Source organism: Bradyrhizobium sp. SZCCHNS1022, assembly GCF_032484835.1.
Classification (GTDB): Bacteria; Pseudomonadota; Alphaproteobacteria; order Rhizobiales; family Xanthobacteraceae; genus Bradyrhizobium.
Genome location: NZ_JAUETT010000001.1, coordinates 2781803 through 2805160, shown reverse-complemented (window position 1 = coordinate 2805160; position 23358 = coordinate 2781803). Strand labels below are relative to the sequence as shown.

18 protein-coding genes are annotated in these 23358 nt (G+C 64.9%); 8 read left to right on the top strand and 10 right to left on the bottom strand.

Annotation, left to right across the window (positions count from 1 at the left end):
* Positions 1-93: 93 nt before the first annotated feature.
* Positions 94-1104, top strand: a complete 1011-nt coding sequence (locus QX071_RS12670) for a polyprenyl synthetase family protein (protein WP_315706712.1) — start codon at positions 94-96, stop codon at positions 1102-1104.
* A gap of 97 nt (positions 1105-1201) precedes the next feature.
* Here the strand turns inward: QX071_RS12670 and QX071_RS12665 are convergent, their stop codons facing one another.
* The 3 genes from QX071_RS12665 to QX071_RS12655 all read right to left on the bottom strand — a co-directional run bounded on the left by QX071_RS12665 (position 1202) and on the right by QX071_RS12655 (position 5846).
* On the bottom strand, positions 1202-2113 hold the full coding sequence (locus QX071_RS12665) for a 4-(cytidine 5'-diphospho)-2-C-methyl-D-erythritol kinase (protein ID WP_315706713.1): 912 nt from the start codon (positions 2111-2113) through the stop codon (positions 1202-1204).
* 27 nt (positions 2114-2140) lie between these two features.
* Positions 2141-3952 (bottom strand): tetratricopeptide repeat protein, encoded by a 1812-nt coding sequence (locus QX071_RS12660; protein WP_315728403.1) that lies wholly within the window; start codon positions 3950-3952, stop codon positions 2141-2143.
* A gap of 235 nt (positions 3953-4187) precedes the next feature.
* On the bottom strand, positions 4188-5846 hold the full coding sequence (locus QX071_RS12655) for an electron transfer flavoprotein-ubiquinone oxidoreductase (RefSeq protein ID WP_315706715.1): 1659 nt from the start codon (positions 5844-5846) through the stop codon (positions 4188-4190).
* Between the two features lie 153 nt (positions 5847-5999).
* Here QX071_RS12655 and QX071_RS12650 point away from each other — a divergent pair, with 153 nt between their 5' ends.
* Positions 6000-6818 (top strand): uracil-DNA glycosylase, encoded by an 819-nt coding sequence (locus QX071_RS12650; protein WP_315706716.1) that lies wholly within the window; start codon positions 6000-6002, stop codon positions 6816-6818.
* Positions 6819-6846: 28 nt separating this feature from the next.
* Here the strand turns inward: QX071_RS12650 and QX071_RS12645 are convergent, their stop codons facing one another.
* From QX071_RS12645 to QX071_RS12630, 4 genes are all read right to left on the bottom strand, one after another.
* Entirely contained in the window at positions 6847-8355 is a 1509-nt protein-coding gene (locus tag QX071_RS12645) for a glycosyltransferase family 39 protein (protein ID WP_315706717.1), read from the bottom strand.
* A 171-nt stretch (positions 8356-8526) separates the two neighbouring features.
* Positions 8527-9354, bottom strand: coding sequence for a ribonuclease HII (locus tag QX071_RS12640; protein WP_315706718.1), 828 nt, complete (start codon positions 9352-9354; stop codon positions 8527-8529).
* A 73-nt stretch (positions 9355-9427) separates the two neighbouring features.
* Entirely contained in the window at positions 9428-9883 is a 456-nt protein-coding gene (locus QX071_RS12635) for a VOC family protein (protein WP_315706719.1), read from the bottom strand.
* A gap of 26 nt (positions 9884-9909) precedes the next feature.
* Positions 9910-11082, bottom strand: coding sequence for a PA0069 family radical SAM protein (locus tag QX071_RS12630; RefSeq protein WP_315706720.1), 1173 nt, complete (start codon positions 11080-11082; stop codon positions 9910-9912).
* Between the two features lie 200 nt (positions 11083-11282).
* Here QX071_RS12630 and QX071_RS12625 point away from each other — a divergent pair, with 200 nt between their 5' ends.
* From QX071_RS12625 to QX071_RS12605, 5 genes are all read left to right on the top strand, one after another.
* Positions 11283-13700: a phosphoketolase family protein gene (locus QX071_RS12625; protein ID WP_315706721.1), complete on the top strand. Its 2418-nt coding sequence runs from the start codon at positions 11283-11285 to the stop codon at positions 13698-13700.
* A 104-nt stretch (positions 13701-13804) separates the two neighbouring features.
* The gene (locus tag QX071_RS12620; RefSeq protein WP_315706722.1) at positions 13805-15730 is read left to right on the top strand and encodes a hypothetical protein; all 1926 of its coding nucleotides are present in this window, start codon (positions 13805-13807) and stop codon (positions 15728-15730) included.
* A 10-nt stretch (positions 15731-15740) separates the two neighbouring features.
* Entirely contained in the window at positions 15741-17345 is a 1605-nt protein-coding gene (locus QX071_RS12615) for a PEP/pyruvate-binding domain-containing protein (protein WP_315706723.1), read from the top strand.
* 123 nt (positions 17346-17468) lie between these two features.
* On the top strand, positions 17469-18038 hold the full coding sequence (locus QX071_RS12610; protein ID WP_315706724.1) for a glycosyl transferase: 570 nt from the start codon (positions 17469-17471) through the stop codon (positions 18036-18038).
* Positions 18039-18104: 66 nt separating this feature from the next.
* Positions 18105-19049 carry a helix-turn-helix domain-containing GNAT family N-acetyltransferase gene (locus QX071_RS12605; RefSeq protein ID WP_315706725.1) on the top strand — a complete coding sequence of 315 codons (945 nt, stop codon included), beginning with the start codon at positions 18105-18107 and terminating at the stop codon, positions 19047-19049.
* A 15-nt stretch (positions 19050-19064) separates the two neighbouring features.
* Here QX071_RS12605 and moaB read toward each other — a convergent pair whose 3' ends face one another.
* Entirely contained in the window at positions 19065-19628 is a 564-nt protein-coding gene (gene moaB, locus QX071_RS12600) for a molybdenum cofactor biosynthesis protein B (RefSeq protein ID WP_315706726.1), read from the bottom strand.
* Between the two features lie 37 nt (positions 19629-19665).
* The gene (locus QX071_RS12595) at positions 19666-20580 is read right to left on the bottom strand and encodes a neutral zinc metallopeptidase (RefSeq protein WP_315706727.1); all 915 of its coding nucleotides are present in this window, start codon (positions 20578-20580) and stop codon (positions 19666-19668) included.
* Between the two features lie 384 nt (positions 20581-20964).
* On the opposite strand from QX071_RS12595, the gene QX071_RS12590 reads away from it, so the two are divergent.
* On the top strand, positions 20965-22098 hold the full coding sequence (locus QX071_RS12590; RefSeq protein ID WP_315706728.1) for a site-specific DNA-methyltransferase: 1134 nt from the start codon (positions 20965-20967) through the stop codon (positions 22096-22098).
* Positions 22099-22103: 5 nt separating this feature from the next.
* Here the strand turns inward: QX071_RS12590 and QX071_RS12585 are convergent, their stop codons facing one another.
* Positions 22104-23102, bottom strand: a complete 999-nt coding sequence (locus QX071_RS12585) for a hypothetical protein (protein WP_315706729.1) — start codon at positions 23100-23102, stop codon at positions 22104-22106.
* Between the last annotated feature and the right edge of the window lie 256 nt (positions 23103-23358).

Genomic DNA, 23358 nt, shown 5'->3' with positions numbered 1-23358 from the left:
CATGTCCCGGCTCCGGCATTCGTATAAGCATTCGCCGCAACATGATACGAATGTCAGAGCCGGGACACTAGATTGGCAAGAGCGGAGACCAGCGTGGCGGTGATTGTACCTTTCGAGAGCCCATCGAGCGCTTCGATCGACGGGCTTGTCGCGCTGGTTGCCGCCGACATGGAACGGGTCAACGCCACGATTCTTTCGCGGACCGGATCGGACGTGACGATGATCCCGGAGGTCGCCAACCATCTGATCTCTTCCGGCGGCAAGCGACTGCGGCCGATGCTGACGCTCGCCATGGCCAACCTCGCCGGATACACCGGCGACGGCCACATCAAGCTCGCCGCCGCCGTCGAATTCATGCACACCGCGACGTTGCTGCACGACGACGTCGTCGATGAGAGCGAAATGCGCCGCGGCAAATTGTCCGCGCGCATGCTGTGGGGCAACGAGGCGAGCGTGCTGGTCGGCGACTTCCTGCTCGGCCAGGCCTTCCGCATGATGGTCGAGGTCGGCTCGCTGCGCGCGCTCGACATTCTCTCCGCTGCGGCCGCCACCATCGCCGAGGGCGAGGTGATGCAGCTCGCGGCCGCCAAGAACACCGCGACCACCGAGGACGAATATCTCGCCGTGATCCGCGGCAAGACCGCGGAACTGTTCGCAGCCGCCTGCGAAGTCGGTCCGGTGCTGGCCAACCGGCCCAAGGCCGAGCAGACCGCCTGCCGGTCGGTCGGCATGAATCTCGGCATCGCCTTCCAGCTCGTTGATGACGTGCTCGACTATGGCGGCAAGTCGGCAAAGCTCGGCAAGAACATCGGCGACGATTTCCGCGAGGGCAAGATCACGCTGCCCGTGGTGCTGGCGTTCCGCCGTGGCAGCGACAGCGAGCGCGCCTTCTGGATCCGCGCGCTGGAGCGCGGCGAGATCGGCGATGCCGATCTCGATCACGCGATCGGGCTGATGAACAAGCATCGCGCCCTGGAGGACACCATCAGCCGCGCCCAGCACTACGGCGCCATGGCGGTCGATGCGCTGGCGCTATTCCCGGCCTCGCCCATGAAGACCGCGCTGGAACAAGTAGTCGCGTTCTGCCTGGCGAGGTCGCATTAGCAGTTTCCGTCATTGCGAGCGAAGCGACGCAATCCAGAGCCGACCTGAAGATTCTGGATTGCTTCGTCGCTAGCGCTCTCGCAATGACGAGCGTTACTTAACTCAGCGTCCCCGCATGCACCCACCACTCCGGGTGGTCGGTGCCGATCCGCCGTCCGGCGGTTTGCGCTTCGGCAGCATCGCCGAAGATGGCAAAGCAGGTCGCACCCGAGCCCGACATCCGCACCAGCAGCGCGCCTGCGCAGGTCCCGAGGGTCGCCAGCACGTCGGCGATGACGGGCTGCACTTTGAGCGCTGGCTGCTCGAGATCATTCGGCACCCGCTCGAGGGCATGGACCCAATCGGTTATCGAGGCCCCCGCTTCCGGCCATGCCGGCGCGGTCACCACATCGGTGACACCGACCCGCAGATCTCCCGGCCTCAGCCCCAGCGCCTGGAACACGTCCTTGGTCGCCACCGGCACGCGCGGATTGACCATCACGCACGGCAGGACCGGAATATCGAGCGGCAGCAGCTTCTCACCGACACCGGTCATGTCGCAGGCCTGCGATGCCAGGCACACCGGCACGTCGGCTCCGGTCTTCAGGGCCACCGCCACGAGCCTGGGATCGTCGAGCGCAAGACCGTTCAACCGCGCCAGCAGCCGCAGCGCCGCCGCCGCGTCAGCTGAGCCGCCGCCGATCCCGGCCGCGACCGGCAACACCTTCTCCAGCGTGAACGCACCGAACTTCAGATCAGGAACCGCATCCAACAACAGCCGCGCGGCCTTCAGCACCAGGTTGTCCGAGGTCTCACCGCAGGCTGCGGCCAGCGGCCCGGCCGCGGTCAGGGCCAATTCCGGGCCCGGCGCCAGACCCAGCTGATCGGCGCAATCTGCAAACGCCACGATGCTTTCGAGGTCATGATAGCCGTCGGCACGACGACCGACCACGCGCAAGGTCAGATTGACCTTGGCGCGCGCCTGATCGCTGAGCCAGTCTGCGCTGCACTCTGTCCCGGACGCCGGCATCGGCGGAAAGCCCCCAAGCTGCGGCTCTCAGCCGCCCTTGCCGTCTTCCTTGCCGTCGTCCTTCTTCTTGTCAACAGCGGCGTCCTTATTGTCGGCGGAAGCCGCTGCCGGCGTAGGCTCGTCCGGCAGGCCGTTCTGGATCTTGGCCTCGATCTTCGGCAGGTCGTCCGGCTCGGGCTTGAGGTCGCGCGCATGTGCCCACTGGAACTTGGCTTCCAGCTTGCGACCGATACGCCAATAGGCATCGCCGAGGTGATCGTTGATGGTCGGATCTTCCGGCTTCAGATCGATCGCACGCTCGAGGTTCTTCACCGCCTCCTCGTAATTGCCGAGGCGGTAATAGGCCCAGCCGAGCGAGTCGACGATGTAGCCGTCGTCGGGCCGCTGCTCGACGGCATGCTTGATCATCTTCATGCCTTCGTCGAGGTTGGTGCCCTGGTCGATCCAGGAATAGCCGAGATAGTTGAGGACATGCGGCTGATCGGGCTGCAGCTCCAGCGCCTTGCGCATATCGGCCTCAGCCTTGGGCCACTGCTTGGAACGCTCCTCGCAGATGCCGCGATAGTAGTAATAGATGCTGTTGGCCTTGTCGTTGTTCGGCGGCAGCGAGTCGATGCCGAGCGAATAGGTCTGGGCGCAGTCGGCGAACTTCTTGCGGCCACGCTCGATATTGCCGAGCGCCATGATGGCTTCGAGGTCCTTCGAATCCTGCGCGATCACGTCCTTCAGGATCTTGATCGCCTCGTCGCTGCGGTCGGCCTGGTCGAGATCGGTCGCAAGCTGGATCTGCGCATTGCGCTTCAAGGGCGACGACGCCGGCACCCGCTCATAGACCTTGATCGCCATCTGCGGCTTCTTCACGGTCTCGTAGAGATCCGCGAGCGACAGCAGCGCCAGCGGGTGGTTCGGCTGCAGATGCAGCGCGAGCTGCAGATAGACCAGCGCGAGATCCTCGCCGCCGCGGCGGGTCAGCGTCGCGCCGATTCCATAGAGCGCCTCGGCCGCACCGGCCTGCGCCGAATCCACCAGCGGCGGCAGCTTCTTGCCGGCCTTGGTCTCGCGCAGACCTTCCATCACCAGCGGATGCCGCGCGAGCTTCTTGTCAAACGCCTCATAGATGGCGGTCGCAGAAGCGGCGTCCTTGTTGCGCGAGAGCCAATGCGCATAGGCCTCGGTGATCCGCAGCATCGAATCGTCGAGCTTATAGGCGCGCTCGAAGCGCGCACCGGCGTCCTTCTCCTTGCCGGCGAGCTCATAGATCATGCCCGCATGCAGGTCCTTGAAGATCGGATACCATTCGGGACCAGCGAGCTTGTCGATATTCGCGACCGCCGTCTTGGTATCGCCCGCGCCATAGGCCGCCCAGGCGGACAGCAGCGTGGCGACGAGATCGGTGATCGGACCGCGCACCGACTGGTTGATGTTGGCCTGCGCGGCCGCGTATTTCTTCTGCTTGATGTCCTGCACGCCGACGACGAGGCGCGCGATCTTGTTGGACTTGTCGACGGTCAGGATGCGCTCGGCGAGCTTGACCGCTTCATCGATGTCGCCATCGGCGACCGATGAGATGAACGCGCGGTCGAGCAGTTCGTTGTTCTTCGGATCGCTGCGCAGCGCGGAGCGATAGAAGGCCGCCGCGGAGGCCGCATCGCGCTCGACGCTGGCATGGCGCGCGGCGAGATAGCTGCCGGAGGTGGTGAGCGATTTCAGGTCGTGGCTGGTCGGAAACTGCGCGGCGCTGTCGCTCGGACGATCCGGCGTCTGCGCCGCGGCTGCAACCGGAAGCAGCAATGCGGCAAGGGCGACGGCAGTCCAGCGGTTGCGACGAGTTGATGACATCACGGTTCGCTCTGGTTGGTGGAAATCACGAGAGATCGTTGCGGACACGACCCAAATCGGCAGCTCTCCGAAGCGCCGACAATGCCGCGTTTGGCGGCCAACCGCAAGGACGGCCGGGCGTTTCGATCGAACAGCCCTCCGTGGGACGGGCAAAGTGGCTGCCTGAAACGCGTTTACTATGGCCGTATCGTGACCGGCGGTCGGGGATTCGACAGCCGGCTCACGCAATCGTGCATTACATCGCCTCGTAGTTCGGGCCGCCGCCGCCCTCCGGCGGAACCCAGGTGATGTTGCCGTTCGGATCCTTGATGTCGCAGGTCTTACAGTGGACGCAGTTCTGGGCGTTGATGACGAAGCGCGAGCTCGCGCCCTCCTCGACCCATTCGTAAACCCCGGCCGGGCAATAGCGGCCCGACGGCCCGGCATAGACGTCGCGTTCCGAACTCTTCTGGAGCGCCATGTCGGCCACCTTCAGGTGCACCGGCTGGTCTTCCTCATGATTGGTGTTGGAGAGGAACACCGATGACAGGCGGTCAAAGGTCAGCTTGCCGTCGGGCTTGGCCGCCGGAATCGGCTTGTGCGCCCTGGCGGGATCGAGCGTGGCGCGATCGGGCTTGCCATGCGACTGGGTGCCGAATAGCGAGAAGCCGAGCGTGTTGCACCACATGTCGAGGCCGCCGAGCACGACGCCGATCACGGTGCCGAACTTCGACCACAGCGGCTTGACGTTGCGAACCTTGTAGAGATCCTGGCCGACCGGAGAGCCGCGCCAGGCGTTCTCGTATTCGCCCAACTCGTCATTGGCACGCCCCGCCGCGATCGCGGCGCTGACATGCTCGGCCGCCAGCATGGCGCTGCCCATCGCATTGTGCACGCCCTTGATGCGCGGCACGTTGACGAAGCCGGCCGCGCAGCCGATCAGCACGCCGCCGGCAAAGGACAGCCGCGGCACCGACTGATAGCCGCCTTCGGTGATCGCGCGGGCACCATAGGCCAGCCGCTTGCCGCCTTCGAACACCGCACGAATGGCAGGGTGCGTCTTGAAGCGCTGGAACTCTTCGAACGGCGAGAGGTAGGGATCGCTGTAGTTCAAGTGCACGACGAAGCCGACCGCGACCAGATTGTCGTCGTAGTGATAAAGGAACGAGCCGCCGCCGGTCCTGGTGTCGAGCGGCCAGCCGAAGGAATGCTGGATCAGGCCTTTCTGATGCTTGGCCGGATCGATCTGCCAGACCTCCTTCAGACCGATACCGAATTTCGCAGGCTCGCTGTTGGCGTCGAGCGCAAACTTCGCGATCAGCTGCTTGGACAGGCTGCCGCGCGCGCCTTCGGCAAACAGGGTGTACTTGCCGAGCAGTTCCATGCCGCGGGTGAAGGACGCCTTCAACGAGCCGTCCTTGGCGATGCCCATGTCGCCGGTGGCGATGCCGCGCACGGCACCGTGTTCATCATAGAGCACTTCGGTGGCGGCAAAGCCCGGATAGATCTCGACCCCAAGCGCTTCGGCCTTGCGCGAAAGCCAGCGGCAGACATTGCCGAGCGAGCCGATGTAGCAATGATGATTGTCCATCAGCGGCGGCATCATGAAGGCCGGCAGCGAGATCGCACTGCTCTCGGTCATCCAGAAGAACTTGTCGACCTTGACCTGGGTCTTCAGCGGACAGTCATCGTCCGTGCGCCAATCCGGAATGAGCTTGTCGAGCGCGGTCGGATCGATGACGGCACCGGACAGGATGTGCGCGCCGACCTCGGAGCCTTTCTCAACGACGACGATGTTGAGGTCGGCATTGATCTGCTTGAGCCGGATCGCGGCCGAGAGCCCCGAGGGGCCTGCGCCGACGATGACGACGTCGAACTCCATGGATTCGCGCGGAGGTAATTCTTCGATGCTCATGTTTTTTCGGTCTCAGCCCTTTTGCGAGCGTTTCTTCCCTGGGTTTAAGGGGTATTCGCCCTCTTGTTTCCGATTTTTCCGGGAAGGACAACCACGGAAATGCATTCCGTCAGGGGCGGATGCGGCGTATGCTGGCCTCGACTGACCATTCCCATGACACCCGAGCCCCTCCCCAACATCAGGCAACTGCTCGCCTTCTATTCGGAGGCCGGCGTCGACTGCGCGCTGGACGACGCGCCGGTCAACCGGCTGGCCGAGCCCGAGCCTGCGCCCATGGCCAGCGCTCCTGTAGCCCGCGACGCGCCGCCGCCGCAACCCTTCCGCGCAGCGCCCGCGGTTATTCCGCCGCGCGGCGAACCGCCACCTCCGCCGGATGCCGCGATCGCCTCGGCGCGGGAAGCGGCGCGCACCGCCCCGACCCTGGAGGCACTCCGCGCCCTGCTCGAAACCTTCGACGGCTGTGCGCTGAAGAACACCGCGACGCGTTTGGTCTTCGCCGACGGCAACCCGCAGGCCCGCATCATGTTCGTCGGCGAGGCGCCGGGCCGCGACGAGGACATCGAGGGGCTGCCCTTTGTCGGGCGTTCCGGCAAGCTCCTGGACCGCATGATCGGCGCCATCGGGCTCGACCGCACCAAGGTCTACATCGCCAATGTCATCCCCTGGCGGCCACCGGGCAACCGGACGCCGACGCCGCAGGAGACGCAGATCTGCCTGCCCTTTATCAAGCGCCAGATCGAACTGGTCGACCCTGACGTGCTGGTCACGCTCGGCAATCCCTCGACGCAGGCCATTCTCGGCACCCGCGAGGGCATCATGCGCACGCGCGGGCGTTGGATCGAATATGACACCGGCAAGCGGGTAATCCGCGCGATCGCGACCTTCCACCCCGCCTATCTGTTGCGCTCGCCGTCCTATAAGCGATTGTCCTGGCAGGATCTGCGCGCCATCGAGAAGGTGCTGGCGATTTAAGGCCGCGCCCCCCCCCCGCGTTCCTCGTCTACTTCCCCTTCGGGCGCACGATCGCCCAGCCGATCCGCAATAACGGCTGACGGCCGTTGATCAGCCAATCGAAAGAGCGCGGCACCTCCGGCACGATGCCGGGGAAACGTTGCGCGATCTCGGGGGGCGGCGTGCCGACCGTGTCTGCAGCGCGCCAGACGACGATGCCCCCGGTCTCATTGAACTTGGCGAAGCTCTCCCACGGCGTCCGCTGCGGCGTCGCATCCAGGAACAGATGCGGCCGGCCGTGGCCGAGCGCGATCAGGCCCGCAAGTTCGGGATCGCCGGCGACCACGCGCAAAGGCTGATTGGTACGGCGAGTGAAACTCTCGACGAAGAACTGCGCGATCTGCCGTCTCGGCATCGCCGTCCGAAGCTCGCTGCCGCCGGTCCAGGGCAGCACCAGGGTCGTACCGACCACGAGCACCGCCGGTGCGGCGATTGCGGCGGCCCATACCGCGCGCAACAGCCGCTGTCGGTGCAGGCGGATCACCTCGCCAGACGCAACCACGACGGCCAGTCCCGACATCAACAGGGTGACGCCGGGACCGGTGATCACCGTGTCACGGCCGAACAGGCCCGACAGCAGGCTGAAGGTGAGCGGAGGCGCGAGCGCAAAGCAATAGACGAAGTCCCGTGCAAGCGGCACGAGCGCAGGCCGATAGATGATCGGCGCATCGGTCTCATCGCCGCTGACCCAGCTCGCATTGAGAACAACCAGCAGCCAGATCGCCGCCATGGCGAGCAGGAGGCCGCCAAGCAGCCAAAGCCACAGCACTGCGCGTTCGCCGAGTTCGGCCAGCACAGGCAATGCGGGCCAGGTGACGGTATCGGCGCGAACGACGAAGATCAGGTAAGGCAGCGCCAGGACCAGCACGACCAGCAGAGCAAACAGGGGATCGAACGATCTCAGGATGCGCCGCCCTCGCGCGCTGGACACGACAAAGCCGACGATCAACAACAGCAAGCCGAAGGCCGCCGAGGTCGTCAGCAGCAACAATCCGGCCTCGATCGACCAGGCGAACCAGGCATTGCGCCGGTTCTGTCCCAGGATCTGCCAAGTATGCAGCAGCAGCAGCGCCCAGAGCGGGCGGGTGAGAACGTCTGGGCCGAAATCCAGTGTCGGCGCACCGAACGCGGTCACCGTCATCGTCAGAAGGACTGCGAGCACGGCGTGCTGGCTTCCAACGATCGCGCGTCCGAGCGCAAAGACGGCCCACAAGGTCACCGCCGACGAGAGCGCCGCCAACAGGTACACGCCGATCATGTGATTACCCACCAGCCGATAGGCGATATCGGCCAGCCAGAACGACAGCGGCGGCCCGAGATCGGTGCCGACCTGATATTCCCGGCCGAAGGCGAGGACCGTCGCGAGATTGCCGGGAGGGCTGCGGTAGAACAAGACCGCGACCGCCAGCCACAACAGCGCCTGGCACAACAGCACGATCACCACGACCAGCCGCGGCCGGGCGCGAATCAGTTCGACGACCAGGGATGTGAAACGCATGGGAGGCTGGATCGCTGGCGATCGTCTCTCGTTCACTTGGAGCCGTCTAGGTCGATCTGGCGGTCGAAACCGCGAGGCCGAGGTGGGCGGCGGCCCGTAGCGAGGAGTGACGCTTGGTGCTGGTTGGACGCCAAAATTATTAAGACCGCGGCCCCGCTGAGGCAATCGGCATTACAAGCCAACTGCAACTTCCGCCGATGTGACCACTGCCGTCTCGGCAAACAGGTCAGGCTCGGGCATCACCGTCCAAGGCTGGTGTTTCCGGCGCGCGGCCACTACCGGCGCGAACAGGCTGCGATGATGGACCGAGGGTCCGAGGCGGTCGAGCGCGGCCAAATGCTCCGGGACGGCGTAGCCCTTGTGCTGCTCGAAGCCATAACCCGGACAATCCTGCGCCAGCGCGCACATCAGCCGGTCGCGGGTCACCTTGGCGACGATGGACGCGGCCGCGATCGACATCACCAGGCCATCGCCGCCGATCACAGCCTCGCAATTGCAGTCGACCTCGATCTTGTCACGACCGTCCACGAAAACATGCTTCGGCGGCTCCGGCAGCGCACCGACGGCGCGCGAGAGCGCCCACAGCGAGGCCCGCAGGATGTTGTCGCGATCGATCCGCTGAGGTGAGGCGAAGGCCACTGCAAAGGCCGAGGTCTTGCAGATCTTCTCGAACAGCACCTCGCGCTGCTCGGCCGTGAGCCGTTTCGAATCGTCCAGGCCCTTGGGGATCCGCTTGGGGTCGAGCACCACGGCCGCAGCAACGACCGGACCTGCGAGCGGCCCCCGTCCGGCCTCGTCGCAGCCGGCGACCGGCCAGATCCCCTGCTTCCGCAACGCGCGCTCGCGACGAAAGCTCGGCAGCGCCACCGCAATGACGCCTTTGGCGGGCTTCGCCAACGCGACGTCGCCCGCCTTGGATGCGGTCTTAGCGGCGGTCCTGGCGGCGCCCTTCCCGGCTTTCGCAGGCTTGGCAGGCTTTTTGGCTGGATCCCGAATCATGACCGCGATCGTGCTTAAGCCGGCCGAATCACGCAACCGGGAACTCGGCCGAAATTCCCGCTATCCTCCGCCTCTAATCTGGAAGATGGACCCGTTGGTCCGGACCGACCTCGATTCCGGGCGCGACGACCACCTCCCAAACATGCCCGTCGGGATCGGCAAAATACCCGGCGTAACCGCCATAATCGGTGCTCTGCGCTGGCTTCAGCAGCGTGGCTCCGATTGACAACGCGAGCTGCAAGGCTCGATCGACCTCCTCGATCGACCTGCAATTCCACGCCAATGTCAGGCCACGAAACGTCTCCGGACGGGATTTCCCCGACAGACCCGCCTCCCGCGCGAGATCGTCCCAGGGATAGAGTCCGAGCACGCTGCTGCCTGTGTCGAAGAACGCCACCGCCTCGCCGGTTGCCCGAAATTTTCGGGCAAAACCCAGCGCCTCGTAAAACGAAATGCTGGCGCGCATGTCAGCGACGCCCAGCGTGATGACGGTGAGCCGCGGCGTCGATGGCAACAGGCCTGCGCTCATTGTACTCTCCCTGCAACTGACGTTTCCTAGAACAGGCTGAGCTGCTGCCCGCCCCCCTTCGGGCGCACGAAATGGTCGGTGGTGAGCTTCGACCGGCGCTTGTTCAGCCCCAGTCTTTCACAGGCAATCTCGAAGCGGCGCCCGATCATCCAGGCCATCGGTCCGGTACCCTTCATCCGGGTACCCCATTGCGAGTCGTAATCGCGGCCACCGCGCATATCCCGGATCAGAGTGAAGACGTGGCGATAGCGGTCCGGGTAATGCTCGAGCAGCCATTCCCGGAACAGGTCGCGCACCTCAAGCGGCAGCCGAAGCAAAACATAGGCGGCTTCCTTGACGCCGGCATGGGCGGCCGCATCGAGAATGCGCTCGATCTCACTGTCGTTGAGCGCAGGGATCACCGGTGCGACCATCACCGTGGTGGGGATGCCGGCCTTGGACAAGGCCTGCAGCGCCTCCAGCCGTTTCGACGGCGTCGAAGCGCGCGGCTCCATGGTTCGCGCCAGCTTCGGGTCGAGCGTCGTCACTGAAATCGCCACCTTGGCGAGGTTCTTCTTGGCCATCCGCGCCAGGATGTCGGCGTCACGCACAACTAGCGCCGACTTGGTCACGATCCCGACGGGATGGCCAACCCGCTCCAGCACCTCGAGGATGCCGCGCATGATCTTCCGCTCGCGCTCGATCGGCTGATATGGATCGGTATTGGTGCCGATCGCGATCATCCGAGGTTCGTAGCCCGGCGCGGAAAGCTCCTTCTCCAACAGCGCCGGCGCGTCCGGCTTGGCGAACAGCTTGGACTCGAAATCGAGCCCCGGCGACAGGCCGAGAAAGGCATGGGTCGGCCGGGCAAAACAATAGACGCAGCCATGCTCGCAGCCCCGATAGGGATTGATCGAGCGATCGAACCCGATATCGGGCGAATCGTTGCGGGTGATAACCTTGCGTGAGGTGTCGGTCGCGACCGTAGTCTTGAAGGGCGGTAACTCCTCCAGACTCTGCCAGCCGTCGTCGAAGGCGACCCGCGCCTCAGCCTCATAGCGGCCGCTGGCGTTGGATTGTGCACCCCGGCCGCGTCGCCGGCCCTGGTCGATGGCGACAGCGAGCTCGGGAAAATCAGCAGAACTTGGAGGTGCACCCGCCGGCTCGGAGGGCGCCTTGACCGGCGGGTGCTTGAGGGCATGTGAAGATGCTCGGCTCATGGCCAAGAGATAGCAGACATTACGAACAAAGCAAGAACAAAAGTACAAACAAAGAACAAGAATGCCAATGGTCGAGGTCTGCGCCAGCGCAAGCTCGCTATCACAATCCCGTTCTATCCTACCGACCGGATGGAACGAGCCGGGTTCGCCGTCACTCTTTCCGTGCGCCTACCTTGAACGGAACGGGTCAGCGAGGTCCCATGCAAATCACCCCCACAGAGCAGAACAAGCTGGCCAGCGATCTGGAGCTGCTCGATCGCTACTGGCGTGCGGCCAACTATCTTTCGGTGGGGCAGATCTACCTGCTCGACAATCCGCTGCTGCGCGAACCTCTGCGTCCTGACCACATCAAGCCGCGGCTGCTCGGTCATTGGGGCACCACGCCGGGACTGAACTTCATCTATGCGCATCTGAACCGGGCGATCCGCGCGCAGGACGTCGACGTGATCTATATCTGCGGCCCAGGCCATGGCGGCCCGGGCATGGTGGCGAACACCTATCTGGAAGGCACCTACAGCGAGATCTACCCGGACATCACGCGCGACGTGGACGGCATGCGCAAGCTGTTCCGGCAGTTCTCCTTCCCCGGCGGCATCCCGAGCCACGCGGCGCCGGAGACGCCGGGGTCGATCCACGAGGGCGGCGAGCTCGGCTACGCGCTGGTGCATGCCTATGGCGCAGCCTTCGACAATCCCGACCTGATCGTCGCCTGCGTGGTCGGCGATGGCGAGGCCGAGACCGGGCCGTTGGCCACCTCCTGGCACTCCAACAAATTCCTGAACCCCGCACATGACGGCGCGGTGCTGCCGATCCTGCATCTCAACGGCTACAAGATCGCCAATCCGACCGTGCTCGGCCGCATGAGCGATACCGAGGTCCGGCAGCTATTCGAGGGTTATGGCTACGAGCCATTATTCGTCGAGGGCGATGAACCGGAAGCCATGCACCGCGCGATGGCCGACGCGCTCGATGTCGCACTCGCGAGCATTCGCTCGATCCAGCAGAGCGCTCGCCAGCAGGATGCGAATGTGCGCCGGCCCAAATGGCCCATGATCGTGCTGCGTAGCCCCAAGGGCTGGACCGGGCCAAAGGAGGTCGATGGCCTGAAGGTCGAGGGCTTCTGGCGCGCGCATCAGGTGCCGATCGCCAATCCCCGCGGCAAACCCGAGCACCTCGCTTTGCTCGAATCCTGGATGAAGAGCTATGAGCCGGAGAAGCTGTTCGACGGCGACGGCCGACTGATGCCGGAGCTGCAGGCGTTGGCACCGCATGGTCCGCGCCGGATGGGCGCCAATCCGCACGCCAATGGCGGACTCCTCAAGCGCGAGCTGAAACTGCCGGACTATCACGCCTTCGCGGTGGAGGTGTCCTCACCCGGCGCCGTCATCGCCGAGGCCACTCGCGAGCTCGGCAAGTTCCTGCGTGAGGTCGTCAAGCTGAATGCGGACAACAGAAACTTCCGCATCATGGGTCCCGACGAGACCGCGTCCAACCGGCTCGATGCGGTGTTCGACGCCACCGACCGGGTCTGGATGGAAGGGATCGAGCCTTACGACGTGCACCTCGCCCATGATGGCCGCGTCATGGAAGTGTTGAGCGAGCATCTCTGCCAGGGCTGGCTCGAAGGCTATCTGCTCACCGGCCGCCACGGCTTGTTCTCCTGCTACGAGGCCTTCATCCACATCGTGGATTCCATGTTCAACCAGCATGCCAAGTGGCTGAAGGTCTCGCGCGCCCTGCCCTGGCGGCGGCCGATCGCATCGCTGAACTACCTCCTGACCTCGCATGTCTGGCGCCAGGACCATAACGGCTTCAGCCATCAGGACCCCGGTTTCATCGATCTCGTCTCCAACAAGAAGGCCGACATCGTCCGCACCTACTTCCCGCCGGATGCGAATACGCTGCTATGGATCGCCGACCACTGCTTGCGCACCTATGACCGCATCAACGTGATCGTCGCCGGCAAGCAGCCATCGCCGCAATGGCTGACCATGAAGGAAGCCGCCACGCATTGCGAAGCCGGCATCGGCATCTGGCCGTGGGCCGGCACCGGGCCCGCCGACCAGGAGCCCGACGTCGTGATGGCCTGCGCCGGCGACATCCCTACGTTGGAGACGCTCGCCGCTGTCGACCTCTTGCGCAAGGCGCTGCCGAATTTGAACATCCGCGTCGTCAATGTCGTCGATCTGATGACGCTGCAGCCGAAGGACCAGCATCCGCATGGCCTCAGCGACCGCGATTTCGACAGCATGTTCACGATCGATAGGCCGGTGATCTTCGCCTATCATGGCTATCCGCATCTCATTCACCGGCTGACCTACAACCGCACCAACCATGACGGCATGCACGTGCGCGGCTTCATCGAAGAGGGCACCACGACCACGCCGTTCGACATGGTGGTGCTGAACGAGCTCGACCGCTTTCATCTTGCGATCGAAGCGATCGAGCGCGTGCCGGGGCTCTGCATCTCGGCCGCCCATGTGAAGCAAAAGTTCCGGGACGCCCTGATCGAGCACGCCCGCTACATCCGCCAGCACGGCGAGGACATGCCGGAGATCCGCGACTGGGTGTGGCCGAACAGTGCCGGCGGTCTCACGCCGCAGGAAGCAGGAGATTGATCGGCGGGGCGCGCCAATGTGACGGCTGGATGAATGATCTAGCGCAACAGCCGGCCGGCCCGGTCAGGCAGACTGGCACCATCAGTCTCTGACCAGACGCCGCCATGAAATCGCAGATCATCAAAGAGCTCGGCCAGGCCGACATTCTGCTGCCGCAACTGATTGCGGATGGTCTTGCCGCCAACGACCGCATCAAGGTGCGCCTGAGCGCGCTGCAGGCTGCGAGCCAGCATGCGCGAGCGCCCGAGCGGCGGCTGACGGATCTGTCGGCCGAAAGCCGGGCCGCAGGGATCACATCGGCCGATCTCTCCACCTTGATCGGCGGCGCCCATCGGACTGCGGAGGGACGCTTGGCGGCGCCAGGGCTACCGCAATTGATCAGGCATATCGAAGACGACGCGCGCGCGATGATCCGCGCCGTGGCCGGCGGCCGTCCCACCGAGGGTGACGCCGCCGAGAAGCGGCTCGCCGCCATCCGTGGCGCAGGCCTGCTCGAGGGCGGCAACGACGTCGAATTCGCGCGCGTGGCACGGCTCACCAAGGCGCAGGAAAGCGCCGACAGCCTACACCTCCTGGTGATGGATCTGCACAAGACGCTGAACCGGATGGCTGCCGACTGTGCAGAGGAACTGCTTGACGGCGCCCATGTCTATGGCCTCACCGAAGCGGATCGCCCGGCGGTCGCGGCCTTCATGCGCGGGCTCAACGCCACGCACGCCCTGAAATTCGATCACCCGGGCCTGGACACGATGGCTACCCGCTCCGGCGATCGCCTCCTGATCCAGAACGATATCGGCACCACCGACGCCCATGTCATGGTGATCTCGGTCCGGAATAACGCGGTCACCGTGACCTACACCGACGTGCATCTGGTGCGGGCGAAATTCTTCATCCAGCTGTTCGATGCCTTTGCCGCGCATTGGAGCGGACTCGATCGCCACGACGCCGCAGGTCTTGGTGAAGAGAACGCTTTCTTTCTCGTGACCGGCCAGTTCGACGGCGACAGCGCCAAAGCACGCGATGACTTCCTCGCCGCACTCGGCGCCGCGCTGGTGTTCCTGATCGATTGGAACAAGGCCCGCAAGCTGCTGCGCAGCTGGGTCGCCAAGGACGATGCCGCGCGCATCCTCGATTGGGCTGCGCGCAATCGGGTCGGCCATCGCGCCTTTCTCCAGCTCGGCGGCAATGACCTGCTGGCAGCTGCCGTGCGCAATGCCGCCCCCAATCGGATCGGCTTCGGCGAGCGGCTGGACCAAGCGCTCGGCCGCAACGCTGCGATCGATTTTCTGAAAGCGGCGCTACGCGCCTCGACCGAGGGGCTCTTGGCAGGACGCTCGGTACGGCTGGTCCGCGATCAGATCGAGGCCGATCTGGTGCGCCATCTCGACCGCGCCGATAGCGCCCTGCTGACCATCGTCATGCGGCAGCTTGGGCTCGCCCACGACATCGCCGGCGGCCTCGCCCGTCACCTCTCCGCACTGCAAGCCGGACGCCCCGCAGACGGCAAACTGCTCGCGATGCGCGCCGGCCGGATCGAACAGAAGGCCGATCGCATCGCGATCGAAGCCCGGCACGAGGTCGCACGGCTCAACGCCAAGCCGCTGGTCGGCCAGTTGGTCGACCGCGTCGAGGAGGCGATCGACGAATTGGAGCAGGCGGCCTTCATCGCCTCGCTGGCGCCGGCCTGCATCGGCGGCAAACCGCTCGGGGCGCTGTGCGATCTCTGCGGCGTTGCCATTGCCGCGATCGAGGCTGCGGCCAGCGGCCTCGCCGCAGCAGTCGAAGTGCCCGAGGGCCGCCAGGCCGATGCCGAAGATGCGCTCGCCGCGGTGGTCCGCCTGATGGATACCGAACATGCGGCAGACGCGCAGGAGCGGACGATCACCGCCCTGGTCTTCATCGGCGGCTTCGACGTGGCGACCTCGCTCTCGCTCCTGGAACTGGCGCGCGCGATCGAGCGCTCGACCGATCGCCTCGCCGGTTTCGGCCATCTTCTGCGTCAGCACATCATGACCGATCTCTCTGCGTAAGGATGAGCCCATGTCTATCGTCCGCATCGGCGGCACCGCGACCGAACAGCGCCCGGCCGACATCGTCGGCGCCAAAGCCGCCAATCTGGCGCGGATGGCCGCGCTTGGCCTGCCGGTGCCACCCGCCTTCGTGCTTCCCGTGGAGCTCTGTGCCGACATCATCGCCGGGAAGACACAGGCCGAACATGATCTACGTGACGGTTTGAAGGACGGCGTAGCCTATCTCGAACACTCGACCGGCAAGATCTTCGGCGACCATCGCCGTCCCCTGCTCGTTTCGGTGCGCTCCGGCGCAGCCCGCTCGATGCCGGGCATGCTCGACACCGTGCTCAATGTCGGCTGCACGTCGGCTGCGGTGCGTGGCTTGATCCGCACCACCGGGCGGCCGCGGCTTGCATGGGATTGCCGCCGCCGCTTCATTGAGAGCTATGCGGAGGCGGTGCTCGGTCTCGATCCGGCACCGCTCGCGGCTCAGCTTGCCGAACTCATCGCGCGCGAAGACGTCGCCAGCGATCGCGAGCTCGACAGTGCCGCAATGGAGCGGCTCGCGACCGACGAACAGGCGCTGGTCGAGGTCGGCAGCGACGGCTGGCTGGAAGACGCCGCCGCGCAACTCGAGGCAGCCGCACGCGCCGTCTATCAGTCCTGGATGAGCGAGCGCGCGCGGACCTATCGCAAGCTGCAGAACCTCGACCATCTGCGCGGCACGGCGGTCACGGTTCAGGCGATGGTGTTCGGGAATGGCGGCTTCGCCTCCGGTGCCGGTGTCGCGTTCTCGCGCGATCCCTCGGCCGGTGCGCGCAAGCCGATGATCGATCTGGTGCTGGACGCCCAGGGCGAGGACGTCGTCTCCGGCCGCCGCACGCCCGACACCGAGGAGACCATCGCACGCGCACTACCGAACCTGACGACCGAACTCGGCGCGATACTGGAGCGGCTCGAGCAGGCGTTCTGCGACGTGCAGGACGTCGAGTTCACGGTCGAGGACGGCAAGCTCTGGATCCTGCAAACGCGCGCCGCCAAGCGCACGCCGCGTGCAGCGCTGCGGATCGCGATCGATCTCGTATCGGAGGGCCTGATCACGCCGCGTGAGGCGCTCGCGCGGCTCGCCGACGTCGATCTCGCTGCACTGGTCGAGACCCGGCTCGCCGCCGCGGGCGAACCGGTCCTGACCGGCATCGGCGCCTCCGGTGGGATCGCGGCGGGGCGAGCCGCGTTCGATGCCGAGAATGCAGAGCGGCTCGCCGCCGGCGGCGAACCCGTCATCCTGATGCGGCCGGATACATCGACCGCCGATGTCGCGGGCTTTGCGGTGGCCGCCGGCATCGTCACGTCGGTCGGCGCGCGCACCTCGCACGCTGCACTGGTGGCCCGCCAGCTCGGAAAGCCGTGCATCGTCGGCTGCGGCGCCCTGACGACCGAGCCCGAGGCTGACCGCGCGCGCCTTGGCGCAGCGCAGATCGTCGGCGGGGACTGGATCACCATCGATGGTGATCGGGGCGATATCTATCTCGGCCGGCGCGAGGTCGTCGCCACCCGTCCGGAAGCCGAACTCGCAGAGATTGCGCGCTGGCGCAGTGATGATCAAGACGAGCTGAAACGTCATTCGGCGTGAGCGCGATCCGACGCGACGCGCCTGAGCATCTGCCGCAAAATTCTGCAGCGAAAGGGCTGTTTTGATTGTGACAAGATGCTAACAACGTTCGCAGTGGCCGCTTAGATAACAAATGCCTGCGACATGTTGAGTGTGATCATTCCCACTGACGGTGCGGAGCAGCCCGCGGTGGCGACGTTGTCCGCGCTGGTCCCCGGCGCAGCAGCCGGTGTCATCACCGACGTACTCCTGGTCGATCGCTCATCCGACACCAGCGTGATCGAGCGGGTCGCCGACGTTGCCGGCTGCAACTTCATGAAATTCGAAGGCTCGCATGCGGCCGCGCTGGCCGCTGGCGCCGCCCAGGCCAAGGCGCCATGGCTGATGTTTCTCCCGGTCGGCGCCGTGCTCGATCCCGGCTGGATCGACGAGACCGTGCAGTTCGTCCAGAGCGTGGCGGCGTCTGGACGTCCCCGCGCCGGCGTGTTCCGTTACGCCCGCTCGCCCTATGCGGAGATCAGCTTTCGCGACCGGCTTCGGGCGATCGCACGCACCCTGGTCGGTCCGCTCGGCGACCAGGGGCTATTGATCGCACGCGACCATTACCGGCAGCTCGGCGGCCACGCCCCGAATGCCCGTCGGGCGGAAACCCGCCTTTTGCGTCAGATCGGCCGTTCGCGCACCCTGTTGCGTAGCCGAATGGTCATGATCTAGCGCGGCCCTCAAGATGCTTGCCAAAGTCAATCAATCGATTGACAATGGCAAGTATCGAGGTGCGCCATGCTCAATCCATCACCCCACGGTCAGCAGTCCGACAGCCATGTCTCCGCCGTTCGGGCTTTCAACCGCTTCTATACAAAAAAGCTCGGGGTGCTCGACCAGCACCTGCTGAAGAGTCCCTTCTCGCTCTCCGAGGCGCGGGTGCTCTACGAACTCGCTCAAGGCGAGGGTCTCTCCGCCAAGGAGATCGCCGCCACTCTCGACCTCGATCCCGGCTATCTCAGTCGCATCGTCCAGAGCTTCGACGAGAAGGGATTGATCATCCGTACGCCATTGCCATCGGACCGACGACAGCAGGCGCTCGGCCTGACCGCAAAGGGACGTCAGAGCTTCGCCAAGCTCGACCGTAGTTCGCAGAGCGAGATCGCGGCGATGCTGGACGAACTCACCGGGCGGGACCGCGACCGCCTGGTGCAGGCGATGGCGACAATCGAAGATGTCCTTGAACCGAGGGCGATGCCCCGGTCGGCCTTTCTCCTCCGCAGCCATCGTCCTGGCGATATCGGCTGGGTGGTCTCACGCCATGGCGCCGTCTATGCCGACGAATATGGCTGGGACATCTCATTCGAAGCCTTGGTCGCGGAGATCACCGCGCAATTCCTGCGCGCCTTCGACGCTGAATGGGAGCATTGCTGGATCGCGGAGATCGACGGCGAGCCGGTGGGTTCGATCTTTCTGGTCAAGGGCACGGATGATGTCGCAAAGCTGCGCTTGCTGCTGGTCGAGAAAAAGGCCCGCGGGCTCGGTGTCGGCCGCGCCCTGGTCGAGCAGTGCATCCGCTTCGCACGCGAGAAGAACTACCGGACCATCGTGCTGTGGACGCAGAGCATCCTCACTGCCGCACGCGACATCTACCGGCGCGCGGGCTTCCAGCTCGTCGCCGAAGAGCCGCATCGTTCATTCGGCGTCGATCTCATGGGCGAGACCTGGGAGCTGAAGCTATAGTCGACGAGGCGCGCTCTACACCGTGGCGCCCTGCGCCTTCGGCCGGCGCAGATGCTCATCGAGCCGCGGCATGATCTCGACGAAGTTGCAGGGGCGCGTACGATAATCGAGCTGCGCGGCCAGGATGCCGTCCCAGGCATCGCGGCACGCGCCGGGCGACCCAGGCAGGCAGAAGATGTAGGTCGCGCCGGCAACGCCCGCCGTTGCGCGGCTCTGGATCGTCGAGGTGCCGATCTTGGCATGGCTCAGCATGTGAAAGGCGATCGAGAAGCCGTCCATCCGTTTCTCGAACAACGGCTCGATGGCCTCCGGCGTCACGTCGCGACCGGTGAAGCCGGTGCCGCCGGTGGTAATGACGACGTCGACGCCGGGATCGGCGATCCACCGCCTCACCACGGCACGGATCGCCTCGACATCGTCGGTGACGATCTCACGCGCCGCGAGCTTATGGCCGGCCGTGGTCAATCGATCGCTCAGCGTCGTGCCGGATTTGTCGTCGGCAAGCGAGCGCGTATCGGAAACGGTCAGCACCGCGATGTTGAGCGGAATGAACTGCTTGGCTTCACCGGCCGATGACATCGTCACCTCCTTCATCAACTCCAGGCGCCGACCCGCATCACAGCGAATTTGCGCCGAAAGTATCGCAGGCTTTCACCGTGCCCTGCTGGAAGCCGGTCATGAACCAACGCTTGCGCTGTGCCGCCGAACCGTGGGTGAACGAGTCCGGCACCACGCGGCCCGTCGCCTGCCGCTGCAGCGTATCGTCGCCGATAGCCGAAGCGGTCGTCAGCGCCGCGTCGATATCGCCCTCTTCGAGATAGCCGGGACGCTTCTTCTGCTCGCGATTGGCCCAGACGCCCGACAGGCAATCCGCTTGCAGTTCGACCTTCACCTGCAGCGCATTGGCGTCGGCCTTGCTGCCCGACTGCTGCTGCAGCCGAGTCACCCGCGGCAGGATGCCGAGCAGGTTCTGGATGTGATGGCCGGCCTCATGCGCGATGATATAGGCCGCGGTGAACTTGCAGGCATTGCCTGAACAACCGTGGAAGCGCGTCTCGACCTGGCGGAAGAAATTGGTATCGAGGAAAATCTGGCGATCCGGCGGACAATAGAACGGCCCCATTGCCGACTGCGCCATGCCGCAGCGCCCGCCATTGGTGGCGTTGCGAAACAGCACGACCTTCGGTCCGGTGTAGCTCTGGCCACTGGCCTGGAAAATCTCGCTCCAGCGGTCGTCGATCTCGCCGAGAATCGCGGAGACCATGTCACCCATCTCGTCCTTCGGCGCGCCGGTCTTGCCGGGCGAGCGACGGTCGGCCTGATAGCTCTGCCCGCTGTGGCTGACCATCTCGGCGCCACCGATCAGGATTCGCGGATCGATGCCGAAGGCATAACCGATCAGGCCGAGTACGATGATGGTGCCGATGCCGAGCCCGCCACCGCCCATCGGCAGACCCATACCGCCACCCATTCCGCCTTCGTCGCGACGATCCTCAACGTCGTCGCTGCGGCGAAAATCATCGTAACGCATGGCGGCCTTTCCTCGATTGATCCAACGCGGGCAAACGCAATACCTAACGCCGCAGACAGGTAGAATTTCCACTCCGTTAATCAATAACCCGGCCGGCAAGTTTTTCCTAGCGCCGGCCCGACAAATCACGCCGCGATTGCCCATGCACGCGACGGCAACGCGGCACGCCGTCGGGATAAACCGTCGACAGATCGTCAGCTTAGCGAGCTTGGACCGATGCCACCTGCACGCGGCACATCGGACGGCGCGTGATGAATCAACGCGCAATGATGCGAAAAATTTTCCCGGTTAAGCCGATTTTTACTTTGCGCGATCAAGGTAGCGCCAGTCGGTTGTTAGGTCCCGCGTCGCCGACAGCGTCGCCTGAGTCAGAGTTCTTGAGTCATGGTTGTGTCGCGTCGCGGGGCGTCTGCAAGGGCGCCCCGCACCAAATTTGAGACTCTCGAGAGCTCGAGCATCATCGTCGGCGACTGCGTCGCCGAGATGTCGAAATTGCCGGCCTCATCGGTCGACCTGGTGTTCGCCGATCCGCCCTACAATCTGCAGCTCAAGGGCGAGCTCAAGCGTCCTGACGAATCGCATGTCGATGCGGTCAACGACGATTGGGACAAGTTCTCGTCCTTTGCCGCCTACGACGATTTCACCCGCGCCTGGCTGCTCGCCGCCCGGCGGCTGATGAAGCCGAGCGCGACCTTGTGGGTGATCGGCTCCTATCACAACATCTTCCGCGTCGGCGCCATCATGCAGGATCTCGGCTTCTGGATCCTGAACGACATCGTCTGGCGCAAATCCAATCCGATGCCGAACTTCCGTGGCCGTCGCTTCACCAATGCGCACGAAACCATGATCTGGGCGGCGCGCGACGAGAAGGCCAAAGGTTACACGTTCAACTACGAGGCGCTGAAGGCGGCCAATGAAGACGTGCAGGCGCGCTCCGACTGGCTGATTCCGCTGTGCACCGGCGATGAGCGGCTGAAGGACGAAGACGGCAAGAAGATCCATCCCACCCAGAAGCCGGAAGGCTTGCTGGCGCGGGTGCTGCTCTCGTCCTCAAGACCCGGCGATCTCGTGATCGACCCGTTCAACGGCACCGGCACCACCGGAGCTGTGGCAAAACGCCTCGGCCGCCGCTACGTCGGCTTCGAACGCGACCGCACCTATGCCAAAGCCGCCGAGGCGCGCATCGCGGCAATCGAACCGCTGCCCGAGGCGACGCTGGCCCCGTTCATGACTGCGCGCGAGGCACCGCGCGTCGCGTTCTCCGAGTTGATCGAACGCGGGATGATCCCGCCGGGGACGAAGCTCGTCGATGCCAAGCGTCGGTACGGTGCGCTGGTGCGCGCCGATGGCGCCATCATGCTCGGCGATAAAGTCGGCTCGATCCATCGCATCGGCGCGGTGGCGCAAGGCCTGCCCGCGTGCAACGGCTGGACCTTCTGGCATGTCGAGACCAAGAGCGGGTTGAAACTGATCGACGAATTACGCGCCGAAATTCGCTCCGAACTGGCCGCAAGCTGAACGGGCTAAGATCTCCGGCGGTTCTGTCCTGAGTACCGCGCTAGCAGATCTTCGACCTGATATTGCTCCTCGTAGTGGACGTCGTCCTGCGGGACCACCGACAATCGGGATCGACGCGGCTGTTCGAGATCGCGCGGCTGCGGCAGCGAGGGGTAATCATCCATCGGCGCCAGCTGCATCCGATCGAGCTCCGGTTCAACCGGCCAATGCGCGCTGCGCCGCATCTGCGCTGGCGCAAGCTGGATGCGGCGCCGGGCGCGCGCCCGCGCAAACAGCACACTGGTGGCAAAGCCGGTCAGCGCGATCGCGCTGAGGAAAGCAAACAACTGGGTCCGAGAGGCGTCGTCCGTGCTCAGCGCGGCGGAGAAAGAAGAGGTCGTGTCGCTCACGCGCACCGGCTCAGGCGTCGCCGGAGATGCGCTTGCGTCAGCAGGAATGGCAGGTGCAGAAGCTGCGGCGAGCTTGTAGGACGGCGCAGTCTGCACCGGATCGGCGGGGGCCTGCAGCGTGGTGGAGGTCTGCTCGGGCCACCGGGTCGCGATCGTCGACGTTTCGGCCGGCGCGGCGCTGCCGTCTGCGGCGCCCTGTGTCGGTCCGGCATCCGCGACCGGAGCCGCACCTGATGGGACCATTCCGGAAGGTTTCGCCGACTCAGGCGAGGGCGCAAGCTTCACATCATCGTTACCGGAGCTGGCCTGCGTCTCATATTCAGCATGCGCATTCGCCGTCGCGGAGGAGAGCTTCGCGCGTTCATCTTGCGCAGCAGTTTTTCGCGCTGCGAGAGACGCGCCCTGCCCGCGGTCATCATCGCGCAAATACCAACACTGACGCTTCGTCGCACGGTCGATCCGGTAATACCAATGCTTTCCTGCAACGCCTTCCTTCGGCTTCGCCAGGCAGTCATCAGCACTCCACGCCGGTTGGAACTGGAGCGTCACCAGTGCCGCGCTGGCCAACATGGTCGCCGCGAGACACGGCACCAGACTCGTCGCTCGATTCGTCATCAGACCTCCGACGATTCAGTGCAACCCCCAGCGCCGTTTCGTCGAGGACTTCGTTCGCAATAAGGCTGCGCAGGTTCCATTTGTCGAAAGAATGTTGGGATCACGGTCTCGTTTTGATGGTTTCTAATTTTGTCGCGCTGTTTTGTCGCGGCAACACTTGGCATACGCACCAAAACGGAGCCGATTTGCACCATTCGTCGAACCGCGGCATGCCGGGGCACGTGATGGAGCTCGTTCCGGCCATCCGCGTCGCGAA

What these genes read in the sequence shown, in the direction of transcription:
- QX071_RS12590 (WP_315706728.1), top strand. Translation starts at nt 20,965, where the DNA reads ATGGTTGTGTCGCGTCGCGGGGCGTCTGCAAGGGCGCCCCGCACCAAA.
- QX071_RS12650 (WP_315706716.1), top strand. Translation starts at nt 6,000, where the DNA reads ATGACACCCGAGCCCCTCCCCAACATCAGGCAACTGCTCGCCTTCTAT.
- QX071_RS12660 (WP_315728403.1), bottom strand. Translation starts at nt 3,952, where the DNA reads ATGTCATCAACTCGTCGCAACCGCTGGACTGCCGTCGCCCTTGCCGCA.
- QX071_RS12620 (WP_315706722.1), top strand. Translation starts at nt 13,805, where the DNA reads ATGAAATCGCAGATCATCAAAGAGCTCGGCCAGGCCGACATTCTGCTG.
- QX071_RS12630 (WP_315706720.1), bottom strand. Translation starts at nt 11,082, where the DNA reads ATGAGCCGAGCATCTTCACATGCCCTCAAGCACCCGCCGGTCAAGGCG.
- QX071_RS12625 (WP_315706721.1), top strand. Translation starts at nt 11,283, where the DNA reads ATGCAAATCACCCCCACAGAGCAGAACAAGCTGGCCAGCGATCTGGAG.
- moaB (WP_315706726.1), bottom strand. Translation starts at nt 19,628, where the DNA reads ATGTCATCGGCCGGTGAAGCCAAGCAGTTCATTCCGCTCAACATCGCG.
- QX071_RS12610 (WP_315706724.1), top strand. Translation starts at nt 17,469, where the DNA reads ATGTTGAGTGTGATCATTCCCACTGACGGTGCGGAGCAGCCCGCGGTG.
- QX071_RS12615 (WP_315706723.1), top strand. Translation starts at nt 15,741, where the DNA reads ATGTCTATCGTCCGCATCGGCGGCACCGCGACCGAACAGCGCCCGGCC.
- QX071_RS12655 (WP_315706715.1), bottom strand. Translation starts at nt 5,846, where the DNA reads ATGAGCATCGAAGAATTACCTCCGCGCGAATCCATGGAGTTCGACGTC.
- QX071_RS12640 (WP_315706718.1), bottom strand. Translation starts at nt 9,354, where the DNA reads ATGATTCGGGATCCAGCCAAAAAGCCTGCCAAGCCTGCGAAAGCCGGG.
- QX071_RS12585 (WP_315706729.1), bottom strand. Translation starts at nt 23,102, where the DNA reads ATGACGAATCGAGCGACGAGTCTGGTGCCGTGTCTCGCGGCGACCATG.
- QX071_RS12595 (WP_315706727.1), bottom strand. Translation starts at nt 20,580, where the DNA reads ATGCGTTACGATGATTTTCGCCGCAGCGACGACGTTGAGGATCGTCGC.
- QX071_RS12605 (WP_315706725.1), top strand. Translation starts at nt 18,105, where the DNA reads ATGCTCAATCCATCACCCCACGGTCAGCAGTCCGACAGCCATGTCTCC.
- QX071_RS12665 (WP_315706713.1), bottom strand. Translation starts at nt 2,113, where the DNA reads ATGCCGGCGTCCGGGACAGAGTGCAGCGCAGACTGGCTCAGCGATCAG.
- QX071_RS12635 (WP_315706719.1), bottom strand. Translation starts at nt 9,883, where the DNA reads ATGAGCGCAGGCCTGTTGCCATCGACGCCGCGGCTCACCGTCATCACG.
- QX071_RS12645 (WP_315706717.1), bottom strand. Translation starts at nt 8,355, where the DNA reads ATGCGTTTCACATCCCTGGTCGTCGAACTGATTCGCGCCCGGCCGCGG.